20 protein-coding genes are annotated in these 19,860 nt (G+C 69.2%); 11 read left to right on the plus strand and 9 right to left on the minus strand.

Annotation, left to right across the window (positions count from 1 at the left end; all coding sequences use genetic code 11):
• Position 1 precedes the first annotated feature (1 nt).
• The 8 genes from V6S85_RS03230 to V6S85_RS03265 all read left to right on the plus strand — a co-directional run bounded on the left by V6S85_RS03230 (position 2) and on the right by V6S85_RS03265 (position 7,393).
• On the plus strand, positions 2–1,243 hold the full coding sequence (locus V6S85_RS03230; RefSeq protein WP_116565917.1) for an aromatic ring-hydroxylating dioxygenase subunit alpha: 1,242 nt from the start codon (positions 2–4) through the stop codon (positions 1,241–1,243).
• The gene (locus tag V6S85_RS03235) at positions 1,240–1,746 is read left to right on the plus strand and encodes an aromatic-ring-hydroxylating dioxygenase subunit beta (protein ID WP_334348032.1); all 507 of its coding nucleotides are present in this window, start codon (positions 1,240–1,242) and stop codon (positions 1,744–1,746) included. Before V6S85_RS03230 ends, V6S85_RS03235 begins: the two co-directional genes overlap by 4 nt.
• Entirely contained in the window at positions 1,743–2,087 is a 345-nt protein-coding gene (locus V6S85_RS03240) for a non-heme iron oxygenase ferredoxin subunit (RefSeq protein WP_116491388.1), read from the plus strand. Before V6S85_RS03235 ends, V6S85_RS03240 begins: the two co-directional genes overlap by 4 nt.
• Positions 2,087–3,139, plus strand: coding sequence for a gentisate 1,2-dioxygenase (gene gtdA / locus V6S85_RS03245; RefSeq protein ID WP_334348033.1), 1,053 nt, complete (start codon positions 2,087–2,089; stop codon positions 3,137–3,139). The genes V6S85_RS03240 and gtdA overlap by 1 nt, the downstream gene beginning before the upstream one ends.
• On the plus strand, positions 3,136–3,831 hold the full coding sequence (locus tag V6S85_RS03250) for a fumarylacetoacetate hydrolase family protein (RefSeq protein WP_334348034.1): 696 nt from the start codon (positions 3,136–3,138) through the stop codon (positions 3,829–3,831). The genes gtdA and V6S85_RS03250 overlap by 4 nt, the downstream gene beginning before the upstream one ends.
• Before the next feature lie 69 nt (positions 3,832–3,900).
• Positions 3,901–5,235 (plus strand): MFS transporter, encoded by a 1,335-nt coding sequence (locus tag V6S85_RS03255; RefSeq protein WP_334348035.1) that lies wholly within the window; start codon positions 3,901–3,903, stop codon positions 5,233–5,235.
• Between the two features lie 7 nt (positions 5,236–5,242).
• Positions 5,243–5,872, plus strand: coding sequence for a maleylacetoacetate isomerase (gene maiA, locus V6S85_RS03260; RefSeq protein WP_116565927.1), 630 nt, complete (start codon positions 5,243–5,245; stop codon positions 5,870–5,872).
• A gap of 63 nt (positions 5,873–5,935) precedes the next feature.
• Positions 5,936–7,393, plus strand: coding sequence for an alginate export family protein (locus V6S85_RS03265; RefSeq protein ID WP_334348036.1), 1,458 nt, complete (start codon positions 5,936–5,938; stop codon positions 7,391–7,393).
• Between the two features lie 220 nt (positions 7,394–7,613).
• Here V6S85_RS03265 and gltA read toward each other — a convergent pair whose 3' ends face one another.
• The gene (gene gltA / locus V6S85_RS03270) at positions 7,614–8,894 is read right to left on the minus strand and encodes a citrate synthase (RefSeq protein WP_116565931.1); all 1,281 of its coding nucleotides are present in this window, start codon (positions 8,892–8,894) and stop codon (positions 7,614–7,616) included.
• 67 nt (positions 8,895–8,961) lie between these two features.
• Positions 8,962–10,383: a glutamate--tRNA ligase gene (gene gltX / locus V6S85_RS03275; protein WP_116565933.1), complete on the minus strand. Its 1,422-nt coding sequence runs from the start codon at positions 10,381–10,383 to the stop codon at positions 8,962–8,964.
• A gap of 175 nt (positions 10,384–10,558) precedes the next feature.
• On the opposite strand from gltX, the gene V6S85_RS03280 reads away from it, so the two are divergent.
• Positions 10,559–12,619: a ComEC/Rec2 family competence protein gene (locus V6S85_RS03280; RefSeq protein WP_334348037.1), complete on the plus strand. Its 2,061-nt coding sequence runs from the start codon at positions 10,559–10,561 to the stop codon at positions 12,617–12,619.
• Between the two features lie 55 nt (positions 12,620–12,674).
• On the plus strand, positions 12,675–13,421 hold the full coding sequence (locus V6S85_RS03285; protein WP_334348038.1) for an isocitrate lyase/PEP mutase family protein: 747 nt from the start codon (positions 12,675–12,677) through the stop codon (positions 13,419–13,421).
• 116 nt (positions 13,422–13,537) lie between these two features.
• Here V6S85_RS03285 and V6S85_RS03290 read toward each other — a convergent pair whose 3' ends face one another.
• The 7 genes from V6S85_RS03290 to V6S85_RS03320 all read right to left on the minus strand — a co-directional run bounded on the left by V6S85_RS03290 (position 13,538) and on the right by V6S85_RS03320 (position 19,468).
• Positions 13,538–14,461 carry a family 43 glycosylhydrolase gene (locus V6S85_RS03290; RefSeq protein ID WP_334348039.1) on the minus strand — a complete coding sequence of 308 codons (924 nt, stop codon included), beginning with the start codon at positions 14,459–14,461 and terminating at the stop codon, positions 13,538–13,540.
• Positions 14,462–14,564: 103 nt separating this feature from the next.
• Complete coding sequence (locus V6S85_RS03295) at positions 14,565–14,948, minus strand: hypothetical protein (RefSeq protein ID WP_334348040.1); 384 nt, start codon at positions 14,946–14,948, stop codon at positions 14,565–14,567.
• Positions 14,949–15,063: 115 nt separating this feature from the next.
• Positions 15,064–15,771 carry a transcriptional repressor LexA gene (gene lexA, locus V6S85_RS03300; protein ID WP_116491375.1) on the minus strand — a complete coding sequence of 236 codons (708 nt, stop codon included), beginning with the start codon at positions 15,769–15,771 and terminating at the stop codon, positions 15,064–15,066.
• A 304-nt stretch (positions 15,772–16,075) separates the two neighbouring features.
• Positions 16,076–16,861: a signal peptidase I gene (gene lepB, locus V6S85_RS03305; RefSeq protein WP_334348041.1), complete on the minus strand. Its 786-nt coding sequence runs from the start codon at positions 16,859–16,861 to the stop codon at positions 16,076–16,078.
• A gap of 181 nt (positions 16,862–17,042) precedes the next feature.
• Positions 17,043–17,831 (minus strand): indole-3-glycerol phosphate synthase TrpC, encoded by a 789-nt coding sequence (gene trpC, locus V6S85_RS03310; RefSeq protein ID WP_334348042.1) that lies wholly within the window; start codon positions 17,829–17,831, stop codon positions 17,043–17,045.
• Complete coding sequence (gene trpD, locus V6S85_RS03315) at positions 17,828–18,856, minus strand: anthranilate phosphoribosyltransferase (RefSeq protein ID WP_334348043.1); 1,029 nt, start codon at positions 18,854–18,856, stop codon at positions 17,828–17,830. The genes trpC and trpD overlap by 4 nt, the downstream gene beginning before the upstream one ends.
• A 15-nt stretch (positions 18,857–18,871) precedes the next feature.
• Positions 18,872–19,468 (minus strand): anthranilate synthase component II, encoded by a 597-nt coding sequence (locus V6S85_RS03320; RefSeq protein ID WP_116565950.1) that lies wholly within the window; start codon positions 19,466–19,468, stop codon positions 18,872–18,874.
• 149 nt (positions 19,469–19,617) lie between these two features.
• Between V6S85_RS03320 and V6S85_RS03325 the strand changes: the two genes are divergently transcribed.
• Positions 19,618–19,824, plus strand: a complete 207-nt coding sequence (locus V6S85_RS03325; protein ID WP_164467391.1) for a hypothetical protein — start codon at positions 19,618–19,620, stop codon at positions 19,822–19,824.
• Positions 19,825–19,860: the final 36 nt, after the last annotated feature.

Here is a 19,860-nt window from a genome sequence, read left to right on the forward strand (position 1 = left end):
CATGACCATCCCCGTTCGTCCCCCGGAAGGCCGCCTGTGGCCCGCCGATGCGGACGCCGCCGTCCCGTACTGGGTCTATTCCGACCCCGAGATCTACGCCGAGGAGCTGCGCAAGATCTGGTACGGCCCGCACTGGCTGTACGTCGGCCTGGAGTGCGAGATCCCCAATGTCGGCGACTGGAAGACCGCCACTCTTGGCGAGCGTCCGGTCGTCATGGTGCGCAGCGCCGAGAACGAGATCTCGGTCGTCGAGAACCGCTGCGCCCACAAGGGCGTGAAGTTCTGCCAGGCGCGCTTTGGCCACTCAGAAGAGCTGATCTGCCCGTATCACCAATGGTCGTACGCCCTGAACGGCGACTTGCAGGGCGTGCCGTTCCGCCGGGGCGTCAAGCGCCAGGGCGGCATGCCGGCCGACTTCGACCTGAAGCAGAACGGCCTGACCAAGCTGCGCGTCGAGGAAGTCAACGGCGTCGTCTGGGCCACCTTCTCCGAAGAGACCCCAGCCTTTCGGGACTATCTCGGCGAGAAGTTCTGGAAGCACTACACGCGCGTCTACGACGGCCGGAAGCTGGAAGTGCTGGGCTACAACCGCCAGCACATTCCGGCCAACTGGAAGCAGATGCAGGAGAACATCAAGGACCCGTACCACGCGGGCCTGCTGCATGTGTTCTTCGCCACCTTCGGCCTGTTCCGCGCCGACCAGAAGTCGGCCGTCGATATCGACGACGAGGGCCGCCACGGCATCCTGATCTCCCGCAAGGGCGAACAGGAAAAGACCGAGGCCATGGCCGACATCCGCAACTTCCAGGGCGACCTGGTGCTCGAGGATCCGCGCGTCATGGACGTGGTGCAGGAATTCCCGGGCGAGGAGACGGTGGGCATGATCACCATCTTCCCCAGCGTGATCCTGCAACAGCAGGTCAACTCGCTGACCACCCGCCAGATCGTGCCCAAGGGGCCGGACGGGTTCGACTTCCACTGGACCCACTGGTGCTACGCCGACGACACGCCGGAGATGCGCCTGCGCCGCACGCGCCAGGCCAACCTCTTTGGTCCGGCCGGCTTCGTCTCGGCCGACGACGGCGAGGTGCTGGAGATGACCCAGCAGGGCGCCACGCCCTCTCCCGACGCGCACATGATCCTGCAGATGGGCGGCCGGGCCATCGAGAGCACCGACCACCAGGTCACCGAAACGGCCGTGCGCGGCATGTACCGTTACTGGCGAAAGGTGATGGGCCTGTGAGCACGACCCTGATCGACCGTCCGGCCGCGATCACGCGCGATGCGATCCGCGACCTCTACGACGACTACTATGGAACCCTGGACGAGGTGCGCCTGCACGACTGGCCCGAGTTCTTCATGCAGGACTGCCTCTATCGGGTGATCCCGCGCGAGAACTTCGAGGCCGGCTACACCCTCAGCACCATGCAGGCCGAAAGCCGCGGCATGCTGAAGGACCGGGTGACGGGCCTGACCCGCACCCAGATGTACGCGCCGCGCTATTACCGCCGCTTCCCGACCGCCCCGCGGATCATTTCTGGGCTGGGGGGCGAAGAGAACGGCGGGGTGCGCACGCGCCACAACCTGCTGCTCGTCCAGACCTTGATCGACAAGCCTTCGGAGATCGTCCTCTCGGCGGTCTGCCACGACCTGATCGTGGCCGACGAGGGCCGCCTGCGCTTCGCCGAGCGCGTGGTGGTCTTCGACTCCGAAATGCTTCCCAACAGCTTGGTGTACCCCGTATGACCGACGTCATCGACAACGCGGCGCTGACCTGGGCGCCCGCCGTTCCCCCGTCCGACCTCGAAGAGTTCGGCGTCGCCGCCGCCACGGTCGGCGGCCTGAAGGTGGCCCTCTACGCCGTCGACGGTGCGTACTACGCCACCGCCGACCTCTGCACCCACGGCCAGGCCAGCCTCGCCGACGGCTTCCTCGACGGCGAGCTCATCGAATGCCCGCTGCACCAGGGCACGTTCAACGTGAAGACCGGCGCGGCCGTCGGCGCGCCGTGCTCGGTGGCCGTGCGCACCTTCCCGGTGAAGCTGGAAGGCGGCCTGCTGCACGTCGGCCTGCCGGGAGCCGCCTGATGGAGACGGTGCTTCGCAACGACCAGCGCAGCCAGCTCGATGCGCTGTACGAGCAGATGGAGCCCGAAGGCCTCTATCCGCTCTGGGAAAAACTGAGCGCCCTGGTGCTGCCCCAGCCGGACTCGCCGGCCAAGGTCCACAAGTGGTCCTATGACAGCGCCCGGGACTACCTGATGCGGGCCGGCGACCTGATCAGCGCCAAGCAGGCCGAAAGGCGTGTGCTGATCCTGGAAAACCCGGGGCTCGGCGGTTTGTCGAGCATCACGCCGAGCCTCTACGCCGGCCTGCAGCTGATCCTGCCGGGCGAGATCGCGCCCGCCCACCGCCACGCCCAATGCGCGCTGCGCTTCGTGCTGGAAGGCGAGGACGCCTACACCTCGGTGGACGGCGAGAAGGCCGTGATGCGGCCCTTCGACCTGGTGCTCACTCCGGGCGGCCAGTGGCACGACCACGGCAACCCGACAGCCAAGCCGATGATCTGGCTCGACGGGCTGGACATCCCCACCGTCCGCCACTTCGACGCCAGCTTTGCCGAGGGCTACAGCGAGGACCAGTTCCCCGAGCAGGTTCCAGCCGGCGACAGCCTCAACCGCTACGGCCGCAACATGCGTCCGTTGAAAGGGCACACGGCCGACCGCCGTCCGGCCCACCAGCCGCTGTTCCACTATCCCTATGCGGAGTGGCGACCGGCGCTGGACGCCATGGCCAAGGGCGCGGAGATCGATCCGCACCTGGGCCACGCCCTGGAATTCCTCAACCCCGTCAACGGCGGGCCGATCATGTCGACCATCTCGGCGCATGTGCGGCTGATGCCGGCGGGGTTCGAGACCCGCGACCGCCGCTCGACCGACGGCACGATCTTCGTGGTCGTCGAAGGGGAGGGGCAGGCCGTCGTCGAGGGCGAGACCATCGCTCTTAGCCCCCGCGAAATCCTCGTCGTCCCGTCGTGGAAGACGGTCCGTTTCAAGGCCCAAAGCCAGCTCGTCCTGTTCGGCTACTCCGACAAGGCCTGCCAGGAAAAGCTGAACCTCTACAAGGAAGAAAACCTGTGAGCCTGATCTTCGAACCCCTGGCGCCGGTCCTGGCCGCCACCTCCACCGGCGACGACTTCCCGGTCCGCCGCATCTTCTGCGTCGGCCGCAACTACGCCGCCCACGCCCGCGAGATGGGCCGCGATCCCGATCGCGAGCCGCCGTTCTTCTTCACCGCCTGGGCCGAGACGGTCGTGCCGGACGGCGCGACGATCGCCTATCCGCAGAAGACCAAGGACTTCCACTACGAGGCCGAACTGGTCGTCGCCATCGGCAAGACCGGTCGCGACATCGCCGTGGAAGACGCCTTGGATCACGTCTGGGGCTACGCCACGGGCCTCGACATGACCCGCCGCGACCTGCAGCTGGAAGCCCGCGCCCAGGGCCGCCCCTGGGATACCGGAAAGAACGTCGAGCAGTCCTCGCCGCTGGGCGTCATCCAGAAGGCCGGCGAGGGCTTTGATCCGACCAAGGGCGAGATCAAGCTGACGGTGAACGGGCAGACCAAGCAGCAGGCCGACCTCGCCGACCTGATCTGGCCGGTGGCCGACATCGTCGCCTACCTCTCGGGCCTCTACCGCATCGAGCCGGGCGACCTGATCTACACCGGCACCCCGGCCGGCGTCGGCGCCGTGGTCGAGGGCGACGCGATGGTCGTCACCATCGCGGGCCTGGCCCCGCTGAACATCACGGTCGGACCGCCCGCGGCTTGATCGCGACACACCAAGACTAGGGACGAGGGGAGCGGCCAACAGAGCCGCCCCCTCTTAGAGGAAACGACAATGGCTACTCTTGAAGCGACGGCGGGCAACGCCGTTGTCGACCGGGCGAAGTTCGGTTCGCTGCAGTTCGGCGTCACCGCGCTCTGCGCCATCATCGCCATGCTCGACGGGTTCGACACCCAGGCCATCGCCTATGTGGCCCCGCGCATCGCCGAGGACTGGGGCCTGACCCCGGCCGCCTTCGGCCCGATCTTCGCCGTGGGCCTGCTGGGCCTGACCGTCGGCGCCTTCCTGCTCAGCCCCGCCGCCGACAAGTTCGGCCGCAAGACCATCATCCTGATCTCGACCGTGATCTTCGGCCTGTTCGCCCTGCTGACGGCGACCTCGGATACGATGAACGAGCTGCTGGCTTACCGCTTTCTCACGGGCATCGGCCTGGGCGCGGCCATGCCCAACATCATCGCCCTGACCAGCGAGTACGCCCCCGAGCGGCTGCGCGCCACGCTGGTGACGGTGATGTTCTGCGGCTTCCCGCTGGGCTCGACCCTGGGCGGGGTGCTGTCGACCGGCCTGATCGACCAGTTCGGCTGGCACTCGGTGTTCGTGCTCGGCGGCTTGCTGCCGCTGCTGCTCGTGCCGGTGCTGATGGTCATGCTGCCGGAGTCGGTGCGCTTCCTGGTCGCCAAGGGCGCGCCGGAAAGCAAGATCGCCCCGATCGTCCGCCGCATCGACGCGCAGGCCTCGACCGCCGAGTTCGTCGCCCACCTGCGCAGCGAGCAGGCCGAGGCCCCCAAGGGCTTCTCTGTCGCCCAGCTGTTCACCCAGGGCCGCGCGCCGGTCACGGGCCTGCTGTGGGTCGCGTTCTTCATGAACCTGCTGGTCATGTACTTCCTGGTCAACTGGCTGCCGACCCTGCTGAAGGGCGCTGGCCTGCCGCTGTCGATGGCCATCCTGTCGACCGCCACCCTGAACCTTGGCGGCGTGGTCGGCGCCATCGCCCTGGGCCGCCTGATCGACCGCTTCAGCCCCTATATCGTGCTCGGCGCGGCCTATGCGGCTTCGGCCGCCTTCATCGCCGTCATCGCCGTGGGCGGCACGCACCTGACGACCCTGCTGGTCGGCGCGGCGCTGTCGGGCTTTGGCGTCGTCGGCGCCCAGATCGGCTGCAACGCCCTGGCCGCATCGGTCTATCCCACCGCCATCCGCGCCACCGGCGTGGGCTGGGCCCTGGGCGTCGGCCGCGTCGGCGCCATCGTCGGCCCGCTCGTGGGCGGCGCGCTCCTCGCCAACAAGTGGGCCCCCGGTTCGATCATCCTGACCGCCGTGGTTCCCGCCCTCGTCGCCTCGCTCGCCGTCTTCATCCTCGGCGGCGTGCGCAAGAAGTCCGGAGTCTGACACCGCCATGATCCTGCACGGCTATTTTCGTTCGACCGCGTCGTGGCGCGTGCGGATCGCCCTGGGCCTCAAGGGCCTGCCCGCCGACCAGGTGTTCCACCACCTGCGTCGGGGCGAGCAGCGGGCGCCGGCCTTTCTGGCGATCAACCCGCAGGGCCTGCTGCCGGCCCTGGCCCTCGATGACGGCCGGGTGCTGACCCAGTCCCTGGCCATCGTCGAATATCTCGACGAAATCCATCCGCAGCCGCCGCTGCTGCCGGCCGATCCGTTCGCCAAGGCCCAGGTCCGGGCCGTGGCCCAGGCCATCGCCTGCGACATCCACCCGGTGCAGAACCTGAAAGTCCTGGCCCGCCTGCGTGAGCTCGGCCTCGACGAGACCGCCGTCCAGGGCTGGGCGGCCGGCGTGATCGAGGAAGGCCTCGACGCGGTCGACAAGCTGCTGGCCGGCCAGTCGGGCCGCTTCGCCTTCGGCGACGCGCCGGGCCTGGCCGACCTGGTGCTGGTGCCGCAACTGGGCAACGCCCGCCGGTTCGGCGTTCCCCTGCGCTGGAGCCGCCTGACCGACATCGAGGCCGCCTGCCTCGAGCTTGACGCCTTCAAGTCCGCCGTCCCGTCGGCCCAGCCCGACGCCGAGTAAACCCATCCCCTAAAACCAAGAACCAAAGAGCGCGGAGCCAACCGCGCCCTCTGGAGGAAACCCATGCTGCTGACCACTGTGGCCGCGGCCGCCTTGCTTGCGCCCGTTGCCGACGCCCCGATCGCCACCCAGGCTCAAGACCGCGTCGTGCCGATCCCCGCCCAGAACGCGCCGTCGCCAGGCAACGTGCCGCCGCCGGCCGCGACCAAGGCGCCCGCCTTCAAGCTGATCAATCACGACGAGGACTGGAGCTATCTGGCCGACCCGGCCAAGCGCGCCACGCCCTGGTCGAAGCTGAAATACATCCCCGTCGGCGAGACCAGCTATCTCAGCCTTGGCGGCGAGTTCCGCCTGCGCCTCGAAGACCGCGGCAACGAGCGCTTCGGGCGCGGCGCCCAGGACGAGGACGGCAACGCCCAGACCCGCACCCGCCTGTGGGCCGACCTGCACATGGGCCAGCGCCTTCGCGCCTTCGTCGACGTGCAGGACGCCCGCAGCATCGATCTCGACAGCGGCGAGCCGCCGATCGAGGTCAGCCGCTGGGACCTGCACCAGGCCTTCCTGGAGACCAACGCCGAGGTCGGCGACGCCAAGGTCCGCCTGCGCGTCGGCCGCCAGGAGCTGGGTCTGGGCGCCTACCGGCTGTTCGACATGCGCGAGGGCGCCAACAGCCGCACCTCGTTCGACATGGCCCGCGTGCTGGTCGACCGCAAAAGCGGCTGGAGCGGCGGCGCCTTCTACGGCTACGCCCTGCGCGAGGCCAAGACCTCGTGGGACGACGCCACCAACTTCGACTATCGCCTGGCCGGCGTCACCGCCTCGCGCACGCTGGGGCAGGGGCCGACGGCGCCCAAGCTGGAACTGCTCTACGTCAACAGCGACAAGCGCGGCGCGGTCTATGACAGCGTCGCCGGCGGCCGCGACCGGCGCGGCTCCTATTCGGCCCGCCTGGCCGGCCGCTACGGGCAGTGGGACTACGACCTGGAGGGCGTCTACCAGGACGGGACGTACCGCGACCTCGACGTCTCGGCCTGGTACGTCTCGGCCATGGGCGGCTACACCTTCAAGGCCCCCTGGTCGCCGCGCCTGGGCCTGCGCCTGGAGGCCGCCTCGGGCGACAAGGACCGCACCGACGGCAAGCTGAATTCCTATGCCCAGATGTTCCCGCAGCCGATCTCGCTCCGCACCGACTTTGGCATCACCAACATGGTGGCGATCCAGCCGCAGCTGACCTTCAAGCCCACGCCCAAGCTGACCGCCGGCCTGCAGGTGGCGGGCCTGTGGCGCCAGAGCGACGAGGACGGCCTCTACGGCCTGGGCGGCCAGGTGCTGCGCGGCGGGCTGGAAGGCACGGCACACTATGTCGGCTGGCGCCAGGCGGCCTTCGCCAGCTACGCCGTCTCGCCGTTCGTCACCGTGACCGGGATCCTCAACCACACCACCTCGGGCACGTTCCTCAAGCAGACCGGCATGGCCGACGACCAGACCTATGCGGGCCTGATCGTGGGCTTGAGGTTCTAAAGACATCTCCTCCCCCGTGAAACGGGGGAGGGGGACCGCGAAGCGGTGGAGGGGGCGGCGGCGCGCACGGCGCTCCGTCCCTCGCCCCCTCCGTCACGCTGCGTATCCGCAGCGCGCCACCTCCCCCGCTACGCGAGGGAGGAGCTTGGTGGCCCCACAGCCACAAACAAAAAGGCCCCGGTTTCCCGGGGCCTTTTCATTTCCGAAGCCGGAAAAGCGCTTAGCCGCGCTTTTCGACGTCGATGTAGTCGCGCTGGGTCGAGCCCGTGTAGAGCTGACGCGGGCGACCGATCTTGCGGGTGGGATCCTCGAACATTTCCTTCCACTGGCTGATCCAGCCAACGGTGCGGGCCAGGGCGAACAGCACGGTGAACATGTTGGTCGGGAAGCCCATCGCGCGCAGCGTGATGCCCGAGTAGAAGTCGATGTTCGGGTACAGCTTGCGTTCGATGAAGAACGGATCGCTCAGCGCGATCTTTTCCAGCTCCATGGCCACTTCGAGCAGCGGGTCGTTGATGCCCAGCTGGCCGAGGACCTCGTGGCAGGTCTTCTGCATGACCTTCGCGCGCGGGTCGAAGTTCTTGTACACGCGGTGGCCGAAGCCCATCAGCTTGTGCTTGCGCGCCTTCACGCCCTCGATGAACTCGGGGATCTTGTCGACCGTACCGATCTGCTCGAGCATCTCCAGGGCTTCCTGGTTGGCGCCGCCGTGCGACGGGCCCCACAGGCAGGCGATGCCGGCGGCGATGCAGGCGAACGGGTGAGCGCCCGACGAACCGGCCAGACGGACGGTCGAGGTCGAGGCGTTCTGCTCGTGGTCGGCGTGCAGGATGAAGATGCGGTCCATGGCGCGGGTCAGGACCGGGTTCGGCTTCCAGTCCTCGGCCGGGACCGAGAAGCACATGCGCAGGAAGTTTTCCGAGTACGACAGATCGTTGCGCGGCGTCACGAACGGCTGGCCGATCGTGTACTTGTAGGCGCGGGCGGCGATCGTCGGCATCTTCGCGATCAGGCGATGAGCGCTTATTTCGCGTTCACGGGCGTCGTCGACGTTCATGCTGTCGGCGTAGAAGGCCGACAGAGCGCCCACGGCGCCGGTCATGACGGCCATCGGGTGGGCGTCGCGACGGAAGCCTTCGAAGAACCGGTCGAACTGCGCGTGCAGCATCGTGTGGTAGGTGATGTTGTTCTCGAACTTGGCCAGTTCGGCGGCCGTCGGCAGTTCGCCGTTCAGCAGCAGGTGGCAGACTTCGAGGAACGACGACTTCTCGGCGAGCTGGTCGATCGGATAACCGCGGTGCAGCAAAACGCCGGCGTCACCGTCGATATAGGTGATCTTGCTCTCGCACGAGGCGGTCGAGGTGAAGCCCGGGTCGAAGGTGAAATGGTCGCTTTCGCCGTAGACCTTTCGGATGTCCAGAACGTCCGGACCCGTGCTGCCCTTGAGGATCGGCAGGTCGTAGCTCTTGTCGCCGATCGTCAGCGTGGCTTTGTCGGTCATGCGAGAGACCCTTTCAATAGTGGTACGATCAGTCCAGTTTTGCATTTCGCGGGTGCGTTATAGCGCCTCATGCGCGCGACGCCAGCGCATCGTCAAGCCGACCGAGAGACTCGTCCCGTCCCAGGGCCGCCATGATCTTGTTCAGGTCAGGCGCCTGGGCCCCGCCGGTGAGGATCCCACGCAGCGGCGGACCGAACTTTCCAAAGCCCACGGCCTCGGATTCAGCAAACGATTTCAACAGCGCCTCGAGTTCCGCGACGCCCCACACCGGGGCGGCGGCGAGATGTTCACGAAGTCGTGCGAGGCGCGCGACCGTTTCCTCGGAAAGCTGCTTGGCGGTTTTTTCCTCGAGCGTCAGCGGGCGCACCTTCAGCGCGAAGGCCACGTGCTCGCCCAACTCCAGGATGGTCTTGGCGCCTTCCTTGACTTGCGGAACGGTCGAGGCGATGCGCGCCTCGGCGTCGGCCGGCAGGTCGGTCCCGGCGGCGGTCAGGGCCTTTAGCGTCAGCGCGGTCAGGCGCGCGTCGTCGGCCTGGCGCAGGTGCTGGCTGTTGATGAAGTTCAGCTTGGCCCAGTCCAGGCGGGCAGGGGCCTTCACGACGTCCTTGACGTCGAACCAGCTGATCGCCTGCTCGTCGTTGAACACCTCGTCGTCGCCATGGCCCCAGCCCAGGCGCGCCAGGTAGTTGCGCAGGCCCTCGGGGATGTAGCCCATGTCGGCGAACTCGCCGACGGCCTGCGCTCCGTGGCGCTTGGAGAGCTTGGCGCCGTCCGGCCCGTGAATCAGCGGGATGTGGGCGAAGGCCGGCACGTCCCATTCCATCGCCTTGTAGATCAGGCTCTGGCGGGCGGCGTTGTTCAGGTGGTCGTCGCCGCGGATCACGTGGGTCACGCCCATGTCGTGGTCGTCGACCACCACGGCGAGGTTGTAGGTCGGCGCCCCGTCGTTGCGCAGAAGGACAAGGTCGTCGAGCTCGATGTTGCGGAAGGTCACCGGGCCCTTGACCATGTCGTCGACCAGGGTCTCGCCGTCCAGCGGGCCCTTGAAGCGGATGACGTGCGGCGCGGACGGATCGGCCGGCGGCGGGGCGTCGCGCCACGGCGAGCGGATGGCGCGGCCTTCGGCGCGGGCCTTCTCGCGGGCGGCTTCCAGCTCTTCCACGGTCATCCAGCAGCGATAGGCGCGGCCCTTGGCCAGCAGCTCCTGCACCACTTCGCGGTGACGGTCGGCGCGGCTGAACTGGAAGATCGGCTCCTCGTCCGACTTCAGGCCCAGCCAGTCCAGGCCCTCGAAGATCGCGGCCACCGCGGCGTCGGTCGAGCGCTCGCGGTCGGTGTCCTCGACGCGAATAAGGAACTTCCCTCCCGTATGGCGTGCATATAACCAGTTGAACAGCGCCGTACGGGCGCCGCCGATATGCAGGAAGCCGGTCGGCGACGGGGCGAAGCGGGTGACGACGCCGCTGGGGGCGGGGGAGGAACTGGACATAGGCTTCGAAGCTGACGGTCTGGAGGCCGCGGGGGCGGCGGGAGGCCCGACGGCGCGCGACGCACGCGCCGGCCGTTGGGCGGCGCGTCTTAGCACGGCCGTTCGAAGGTGTCCTAGTCCCGCAACCTTTGTCACACAACTGATCGACGAGACGCGGCTCAACGCCGCCCGATGGATGTTGTGGAGCCCGGTGGCCTTCGCCCTCGGCGCGGCCGCCTATCTGCAGCTGAAGGCCGAGCCCAGTTGGTCGCTGCTGGCCCTCGTGTCCCTGGCGCTGGGCGTCCTGGCGGTCTGGAGCCGGGGCTGGACGCGCTGGAGCGGCCTGGCCGTGCCGCTGACCCTGATGGCCTTCGCCGCCGCTGGCGCGCTGGCCGGCAAGGTTCGCTGCGACCGCGTCGCCGCGCCGGTCATGCCCGTCGAGCGGGGCGTTCGGGTGGTCGATGGATTCGTCGTCGACGTGGTTTCGCCGGGGGCGGCCGGGCCGCGCCTGCTGATCGCGCCCGTTTCGATCTCGCGGCTTTCGCCGGCCGCCACCCCGACTCGCATCCGCGTGAGCCTGCCCGAAGGCGCCGAGGCGCCGCCGCCGGGATCGAGCTTGCGCCTGCGGGCCATGCTGTCGGCCCCGCCGCCGCCGGCCGCGCCCGGATCCCACGACTTCGCCCGCGACGCCTGGTTCAACGGCATAGGCGGCGTCGGCTTCACGGTCGGCGAGATCGAGGAGGCCGCGCTCGACGCGCCGCCCTGGCGCCTGCGCCTCTCCATGGCCATCAACGCCATGCGCTGGAGCCTGGCCTCGCGGATCGTCGAAAGGCTGGGACCCGAGAGCGGCGGCATCGCCGCGGCCATGGTCACCGGCCACGAGGCCTGGGTCAGTCCTGAGCAGACCGAGGCCATGCGCGCCTCGGGCCTGGCCCACATCCTCTCCATATCGGGCCTGCACATGGCCATCGTCGGCGGCTTCGTGTTCGCGGCCGTGCGGCTGTTGATCGCCGCCTGGCCGTGGGCGGCCCTGCGCTTTCCGGGCAAGAAGATCGCCGCCCTGGCGGGTCTCGCGGCCGTCGGCGCCTATCTCATCGTCTCCGGCGCGCCGCCGCCCGCCCTGCGCGCGGCGATCACGGCGGGCGTGGCGTTCCTGGCCATCCTCGCCGACCGCCAGGCCGTCAGCCTGCACGGCCTGGCCCTGGCGGCGCTGATCATCCTCGTGGCCCAGCCCGAGCAGGCGGGCGCGGCGGGGTTCCAGATGTCATTCGCCGCCACCGCCGCCCTGGTGGCCCTGGCCGAGGCCTGGCCCCGCCAGCCGCGCGAGATCCAGGTGCCCTGGCCGATCCGCTTCAGCCAATCCGCCCTGGCCTGGCTGGCGATCAGCGTCGGCGCCAGCTTCGTGGCGGGCCTGGCGACGGGGCCGTTCGCCATGCAGCACTTCAACCGCGTGGCCATCTGGGGGCTGCCGGCCAACCTGGTGGTCTCGCCGCTGTCGTCGTTCGTGATCATGCCGTTCCTGGCGGTCGGCGCGGCGCTGGAGCCCCTGGGCCTTGGCGGACCGTTCCTGGCCGTGGCCGGTTGGGGCATCGAGGCCATGACCGCCGTCGCCCGCTGGTTCGCCAGCGCCCACGGCGCCCAGCAGACCGTGGCCAGCGCCCCGGGCTTCACCCTGGTGCTGTCGTTCCTCGGCGTCATGCTGCTGTGCCTGTGGAAGGGCCGCCTGCGCTGGCTGGGTGTTCCGCTGTTCCTGGCCGTGGCCCTGTGGCCGCGTCCCGCCGCGCCCGACCTCTGGATCGCCGCCGACGGCGCCACGGCCGTCGCCCGCCGCGGCGAGGATGCGGTGCTGCTACGCCCCGACGCGCGCCGCTTCGGCGCCGAGCTCTGGGCCCGCCGACGCGGCCTGACCCCCGTCGACGGCGGCGGTTTCGCCTGCGACCGCACCTCATGCCGGCCGGGGCAGGGGGCTCCCGTCGCCGCCAGCCTGTCCTGGACCCGCCGCGCCCCGGCCGCCGAGGCCCTTGAGCAACTCTGCGTCGGCGCCGAGGTCGTGATCCTGCGCGGCCCGAGGCCCGCGACCCTGCCGGCCGCCTGTCATGACGCTGTCGTGCTGGCGGGCGAGGATTTCGCCGCCGGCGGCGCGGCCGAACTCTGGCGCAAGCGCGACGGCTGGTGGATCGTCTGGACCACGCCGGGGCGCGGCCGGCGGCCCTGGACCACGACTGCTGACACGATTGCGCAAGAACCGGGCGGATGATGCCGCGCCGCCGCGGCTATCTGGCGGCGACGACTCGTTTGGAGAGCCAGGACCGATGACGAACGCCACCTTCGCCGCCCGCCGCGCGGCCTTCCGCGCCCTGCACCAGGACGGCTTCTTCGTGCTGCCCAATCCGTGGGACGCCGGCGGCGCCCATCGCCTGCAAAAGCTCGGCTTCAAGGCCCTGGCCTCGACCAGCGCCGGCATGGCCTGGTCCTGGGGACGCGCCGACGGTGAGGTCAGCGCCGACGAGGTGATCGAGCACCTGCGCCTGCTGGTCGCCGCCACCGACCTGCCGGTCAACGCCGACTTCGAGGCCGGCTTCGCCGAGACCGCCGAGGGCGTGGCCGCCAATGTCGCCCGCGCGGTCGAGACCGGGGTGGCGGGCATTTCCATCGAGGACCGCGTGGGCGCGGACCTCTACGCCCTGGATATCGCCGTCGAGCGCCTGGCCGCCGCCCGGGCGGCCATCGACGCCTCGGGCCAGGACGTCATGCTTGTGGGCCGCACCGAGGGCTTCCTGATCGGCCGCGACGACCTGGCGCCCACCATCGAGCGCCTCGTGGCCTATTCGGAAGCCGGCGCCGACTGTCTCTACGCCCCGGGCGTGACCCGGTACGACGACATCGCCGCCATCGTCGCGGCCGTCGCCCCAAAGCCGGTCAACGTGCTGCTGTGGGGACCCGACATGAAGGTGGCCGACCTGCCGGGCCTGGGCGTGCGCCGGGCCAGCACGGGGGCGGCGCTGGCCGCGGCCGCCTGGGCCGGCTTCGAGGCGGCGGCCAGGGAGCTTCTGGTCTAGGCGCGACCGACGTTCAGGATCTGAGACGAAAACCTCGTCCTTCGACGGGCTCAGGATGAGGTTTTTCCAAGAGCCAGGTCTGTGAATGGTCCTCACCCTGAGCTTGTCGAAGGGCCCTACGGCCGCTTGATCGGCAGGATCGCGCCGTCGTCGCCGTAGCTCAGCGGCGCCAGCGTGATCGAGCGCCGATGGTCGCCGCCGCCGGGCAGCAGCTTGTCGTGATAGAAGAACCACCACCGGCCGTCGCGCTCGATGATGGCCTGGTGGTTGGTCGAGATCGGCAGGTAGTCGAGGATCACGCCGCGATAGGCATAGGGACCCATCGGCGACTTCGCCGTCGCATAGACGATCTGGCCCGGCCAGCCGGTCGAGAAGCTGAAATAGTAGAGGCCGTCCCGCTTATGCAGGAACGGCGCCTCGCCGTACTTCTTCTTCGGATCGTCGGCCGGATAGCCGGTGACCACGAGGTTCTCGATCGGGCCGGCCAGCGAGGCCATGTCGGCGCCCAGCCGCACGATCTTGGGAACCCGGGTGCCGAACAGCATGTAGGCCTGGCCGTCGTCGTCGATCAGCACCTGCGGGTCGATCGGCTCGTCGCCGGCATTGGCGTCGCGGGCCTTGTCGACCAGCGGCGCGCCGATGGCGTCCTTGAACGGGCCCTGGGGCCGATCGGCCACGGCCACGCCGATCTTGTCGCCGCCGACGGGTGCGTAGAAGTAATACTGGCCGCCGCGCTCGACCGCGCCCGGCGCCCAGGCCTTGGCGTCGGGCCTGGCCCACTTGAACACCGTCACGTCCAGGAACGCCCCGTCGTCGCTCCAGGTCTTCAGGTCCTTGGAGCTGTAGAGCCGCCAGGACGTCGAGTCCCAGTACTTGCCCGAGTTCGAGGCGTCGTCCGTGGCGTAGACATAGACCGTGTCGCCGAACACGTGCGGCGAGGGATCTGCGCTGAACCGCTGGGTGATCGGCTGGGCGGCGGCGCCGAGGCCGAGCGCAAGGCAGAGGGCTGCGCTGAGAGACGCAATGGGCGCGTAGGACATGGGTGCTCCTCCGATCGACCGATGGCGCGGCGCGTCTTGCACGACGCGCCGCACGGCCTTGAGCCTGAAGTAGCAGCTTCGATTAACTCAGACAAATATGCGTTCAGCGGGCCGTGACCCGCGTCGCGCCGCTACGGGTGACCTTGAAGCTGAGCGACACGCGCAATTGGCGACCCTCGGTGGGCGCGCCGCCCCGGGTGACAGCGTCGGTGCTCGCGCCCGCCAGCAGCTTCAGTGTCGCCTGGTCAAAGCCGTAGTCGACGGCTTCCACCGCCTCGATGCGACAATCGGCCAGGGCGCCGGCGGCGGCCACGCGGCAGAGGGCGGTCGTCTGCGCCGAGACGCCGCCGCGTACGGCGCGGTCGGGATAGTAGCCGGTGAAGGGCCAGCGGCCCCTGTGCAGCCCGACCTCGGCGAGCGTCAGAACCGGTTCGCCTGTCGGCGGCGCGACGGCGGCGGCCTGCGTGGCCAGCAGCAGGAGCATCATGGCTATTCCCCAGAGCAACAATGCATCGAGCCTTAAGGGGCGCTCCAGACGCAAGCAAGGCGCGAGCGCCTTTCGACACCCGCGCCTCGCGCGTCTTGCCTGGTGACGGCCGCCGTCAGTGATAGCGGCGGATCAGGCCCACCAGCTTGCCCTGCACCTCGACCTGGTCGGGACCGAAGATCCGGGTCTCGTACTTGGGGTTGGCCGCTTCCAGGGCGATCGAGCCGCCCTTCTTGCGCAGGCGCTTGAGGGTGGCTTCCTCCCCGACCAGAGCAACGACGATCTCGCCGCTGTTGGCTGTGTCGCCCTTGCGGATGATCACATAGTCGCCGTCGAGGATGCCGGCCTCGATCATCGAGTCGCCCTGCACCTCGAGGACGTAGTGCTCGCCGCCGCCCAGCATGGTCTCGGGCACCGGCAGGCGGTCGCGTTCATGCTGGATGGCGTCGATCGGCGTGCCGGCGGCGATGCGGCCCAGGATCGGCAGCTCGCGGCTGGTGTCGGGCAGGGGCGCGAGCGGGGCAGGAGCCGACGGGGCCGGACCGCCGCCCTCAAGCACCTGCGGGCGGAACGCGCCGCGGCCCTTGGGCGGGGCGGCCGTGGTGGCCTGCTGCGGCAGCTTCACCACCTCCAGCGCCCGGGCCCGGTGAGCCAGGCGACGGATGAAGCCGCGCTCTTCCAGGGCCGTGATCAGCCGGTGGATGCCCGACTTCGACGCCAGGTCCAGGGCCTCCTTCATCTCGTCGAAAGAGGGGGAGACGCCGGTCTCCTTGATCCGTTCGTGGATGAACATCAGCAGCTCGTGCTGCTTGCGGGTGAGCATGACGGCCTCGCAAGTCGTCGCGGAACAAACCGCAAACCTTTCGAATGTTCTCTAGGTGTTCTTGGTTAAGGTCAAGTGAATTGCAGCGACCGGCGTTCTTTGAAATCGAGATCGGAGACGATGTCAGAAACCACCGCCTAAGTGACTGATTTCACGCCGATTGATCGCGCTGTCCTGATGCGCTGGCGAATGCACGCCATGCCCGGATGAGCACGGATTTTCCGTGAACGGCGGGATAGGCCCGAACCGGCTTGGGTGGAAATCCGCGCGCTGGAACGCCGATTCCCGCCGCTAGGTCACCGATTCACAGCCGTCGGAACGAGCGATTCCATCGCGGTCCGGCGCCGGCCTCCCACGAGAACAGCAACACCTCGGCGCGGCCCACCAGGTTCTCGAACGGCACGAAGCCCATGCCGGTCTGGGCGGGCAGGTTCACGTCCACGGCCGGGTTCCAGGCGCAGCGGGCCTCGCCGGCCGGTATGGGGCCGGGGTCGAAGCGGCTGTCGAGCGAGTTGTCGCGATTGTCGCCCATCACGAAATAGCAGCCCTCGGGCACGCGATAGGCCGCCGTGTTGCCTGCCGCCGTACGCGGGCCGTAGCTGTTGACCAGGTGGGTCCTGCCGCCCGGCAGGGTCTCGGCGAAGCGTTCGGCCGGCAGCACGCCGAACGGCGTCTCCTCGATCCGGGTCCCCAGCGGCTGCTGGGCCACGGGCGTTCCGTTGATGCGCAGCACCCCGTCGACCATCTGAAGTTCGTCGCCGGGCAGGCCGACCAGCCGCTTGATGACGTCGGTGCGGCCGTCGCCCGGCTTCTTGAAAACCACCACGTCGCCACGCGCGGGCTCTCGCCCCATCAGCCGCCCGTGCCCGATCGCCGGGCTCAGCGGCGCCGAATGGCGGCTCCAGCCGTAGGCGAACTTGTTGACCAGGATGTAGTCGCCGATCAGCAGCGTCGGCTCCATCGAGGCCGACGGGATCGTGAAGGGCTGGCACAGCACCGTGCGCGGCACGAGCACGATGGCGGCTGTCACCGCCAGCGTCCTGGCCCATTCCAGCAGGTGCGAGCGGGCGGAAGTCTTGCCGGCGGTCATGCGAAAAGCCCCTCGATCAGTGTCCGGGACTGAATGATCCGCGTGAGCTTGGCCGAAACGTGGCCGACCGGCGTTATCGAGGCGTCTGGCGATTATCTTGGTTCTGCGCTCTCAATTCCGAGCATCCCCGCCTTCGCGGGGAAGGACGGATTTTTCCAGTCTCTTCTGAGGTCCCCAGACCTTACCCGATCAGTTCGCGCGTCGCGGCCGTCACGTCGGCCTGGCGCATCAGGCTTTCGCCCACCAGCATAGCCTTGGCGCCCGTCGCCTCCATCCGCACCACGTCGGCATGGGTGAAGAGGCCGCTTTCGGTGACCAGCAGCGAGCCTTCCGGCGCCAGCTTCGACAGCCGCTCGGTCACCGCCAGGTCGACGACGAAGCTCTTGAGGTCGCGGTTGTTGACGCCGAACAGCGTGGCGCCCAGCTTGCCGGCGCGCTCGGTCTCGGCCTCGTCGTGCACCTCGACCAGGGCGTCCATGCCAAGCCGCGCGGCCTCGGCCATCAGCTCGGCGGCCAGGGCGTCGTCGATCATCGCCAGGATCACCAGGATGGCGTCGGCGCCCAGGGCGCGGCTCTCGGCCACCTGCCAGGGATCGACCAGGAAATCCTTGCGGATGCAGGGCAGGTCGGTCGCCGCCCGCGCGGCCACGAGATACTCGTCGGCGCCCTGGAAGCTCGGCCCGTCGGTCAGCACGGACAGGCAAGCCGCGCCGCCGGCCTCATAGGCCTTCGCGAGCGCCGGCGGATCGAAATCGGCGCGGATCAGGCCCTTGGACGGCGAGGCCTTCTTGATCTCGGCGATCAGGGAGAGCTTGCCCGGCGCATGCTTGGCTTCCAGCGCCGCCTTGAAGCCGCGCGGCGCCGAAGCGGCCTTGGCGGCGGCTTCCACGTCGGCCTGCGAGCGGGCGGCCTTCCGACCGGCGACGTCCTGCCGCTTGTAGTCGGCGATCTTGGCGAGAATGTCGGTCATACGGGCTGGACTTCAGCGTTGGTGGCGGACACGAGGCCGGCGAGGGCGGCCTTGGCGCGACCGTCGTCGAGCACGGCGCCGGCCAGTTCCACGCCTTCGCGCAGGGTCTCGACCTTGTCGGCCACCAGGAAGGCGGCGGCGGCGTTGAGCAGCACGATGTCGCGATAGGCGCCGGTCTCGCCGTCGAGCAGGCGGGTCAGGGCCGCGGCGTTGAAGGCGGGATCGCCGCCGGTGATCTCGGCCAGCGAGGCGCGCTGCAGGCCCACGGCCTCGGGCGTGATGGTGAAGAGGCGGATCGCCCCTTCGCGCCATTCGGCCACCTCGGTCTCGCCGGTGATGGTCAGCTCGTCCATGCCGCCGCCGTGCACCGACCAGGCGCGCTCGGCGCCCAGAGCGCCCAGCGCGCGGGCGATCGGCTCGACGAAGCGCGGGGCCGACACCCCGACCACCTGACGCTTGGCGCCGGCCGGATTGGTCAGCGGACCCAGCAGGTTGAAGATGGTGCGGAAGCCCAGCTGCTGGCGGATCGGGGCCACGTGCTTCATCGCCCCGTGGTGCGACTGGGCGAACAGGAAGCAGATGCCGACGCTGTCCAGCGCGGCGCGCTGTTGGGCCAGCGAGGCGTCGATATTGACGCCCAGGGCCGCCAGCACGTCGGCGGTGCCCGACTTGGAGGTCACCGCGCGGTTGCCGTGCTTGGCCACCTTCAGCCCGCCGCCGGCGGCGACGAAGCCCACCGCGGTGGAGATGTTCAGGGTGTGCAGGCCATCGCCCCCGGTGCCGCAGACGTCGACCACGTCATACGGATGCTCCAGGTGCACGGCGGCGCGGCGCATGGCGCGGGCGCAGGCTGCGATCTCGCCCACGGTCTCGCCGCGCAGGCGCATGGCGGTCACCGCCGCGGCCACCTGGGCCGGCGTCGGCTCGCCGCGCAGGCAGGCGCTGAAGAAGACCTCGGCGTCGTCTTCCGAAAGGGTCTGGCCGTCGGCCAGCTTGGCCAGCAAGGGCTTGAAAGCGTCGGACATGGTCTTGGCCCCGTCCTAGACCCAGATCTGGGCGTCGCGCTTGACGCCGGCCAGGTCGAGGAAGTTGGCCAGCAGCTGGTGGCCGCCCTCGGTGGCGATGGATTCGGGGTGGAACTGCACGCCGTGAACGGGGCGGGTCTTGTGCTGCACGCCCATGATCTCGCCGTCGGCGGTCCAGGCGGTCACTTCCAGTTCCTCGGGCAGGGTCTCGCGGCGCACCGCCAGGCTGTGATAGCGCGTGGCGGTGAACGGGTCCGGCAGGTCCTTGAAGATGCCCGTATTGGCGTGGCGGATCGGGCTGGTCTTGCCATGCATGACCTCCTTGGCCCGGATCACCTCGCCGCCGTACGCTTGCCCAATGGCCTGGTGGCCCAGGCACACGCCCAGGATCGCCAGGTCGTCGGGAGCGCCGCGCAGCAGCGGCAGGCAGATGCCAGCCTGGTCGGGGGCCTTGGGGCCGGGCGACAGCAGCACCGCCTGCGGCTTCAGGCCCAGGGCCTCCTGCACCGTCAGGTCGTCGTTGCGATGGACGACCGTCTCGGCCCCCAGCTCGTTCAGGTAATGGACGAGGTTGTAGGTGAAGCTGTCGTAGTTATCGATGACCAGGATCATGACGCCGCCTTTCAGGTGTCGCTTCTAGTCCGGTCGGGGGCGGCGCGTCATCCCTTTACGGAAAGAGTTTTTCTGGGAAAGCGCCCAGCGGCGAAGCGCCGCGCCGCCGATCCGTTGCCACCGGGGCGCGAAGAGGCGAAATTTCCCGCATGTCCGTCGCTGATTCCGCCATCGACACCGCCGCCATCGCCTACGCTCGCGCGCTGCTTCGCACGCCGCGCCGGCGCCAGAAGATGCTGCCGGTGCTGCTGGCCGCCGCCTTCGCCGCCGTGGCCGCGGTCAGCTTCGCGACGGTGATGGTCCTGGCCCCGCCGCTTACGACCCAGCACCTGCCCAAGGAGCGCCTGGGCGACTGACCGGCGCGCACCCGCCCAAAATGAGTTCCTAAGGTT

Source organism: Caulobacter sp. CCNWLW153, assembly GCF_036889365.1.
Classification (GTDB): Bacteria; Pseudomonadota; Alphaproteobacteria; order Caulobacterales; family Caulobacteraceae; genus Caulobacter; species Caulobacter radicis.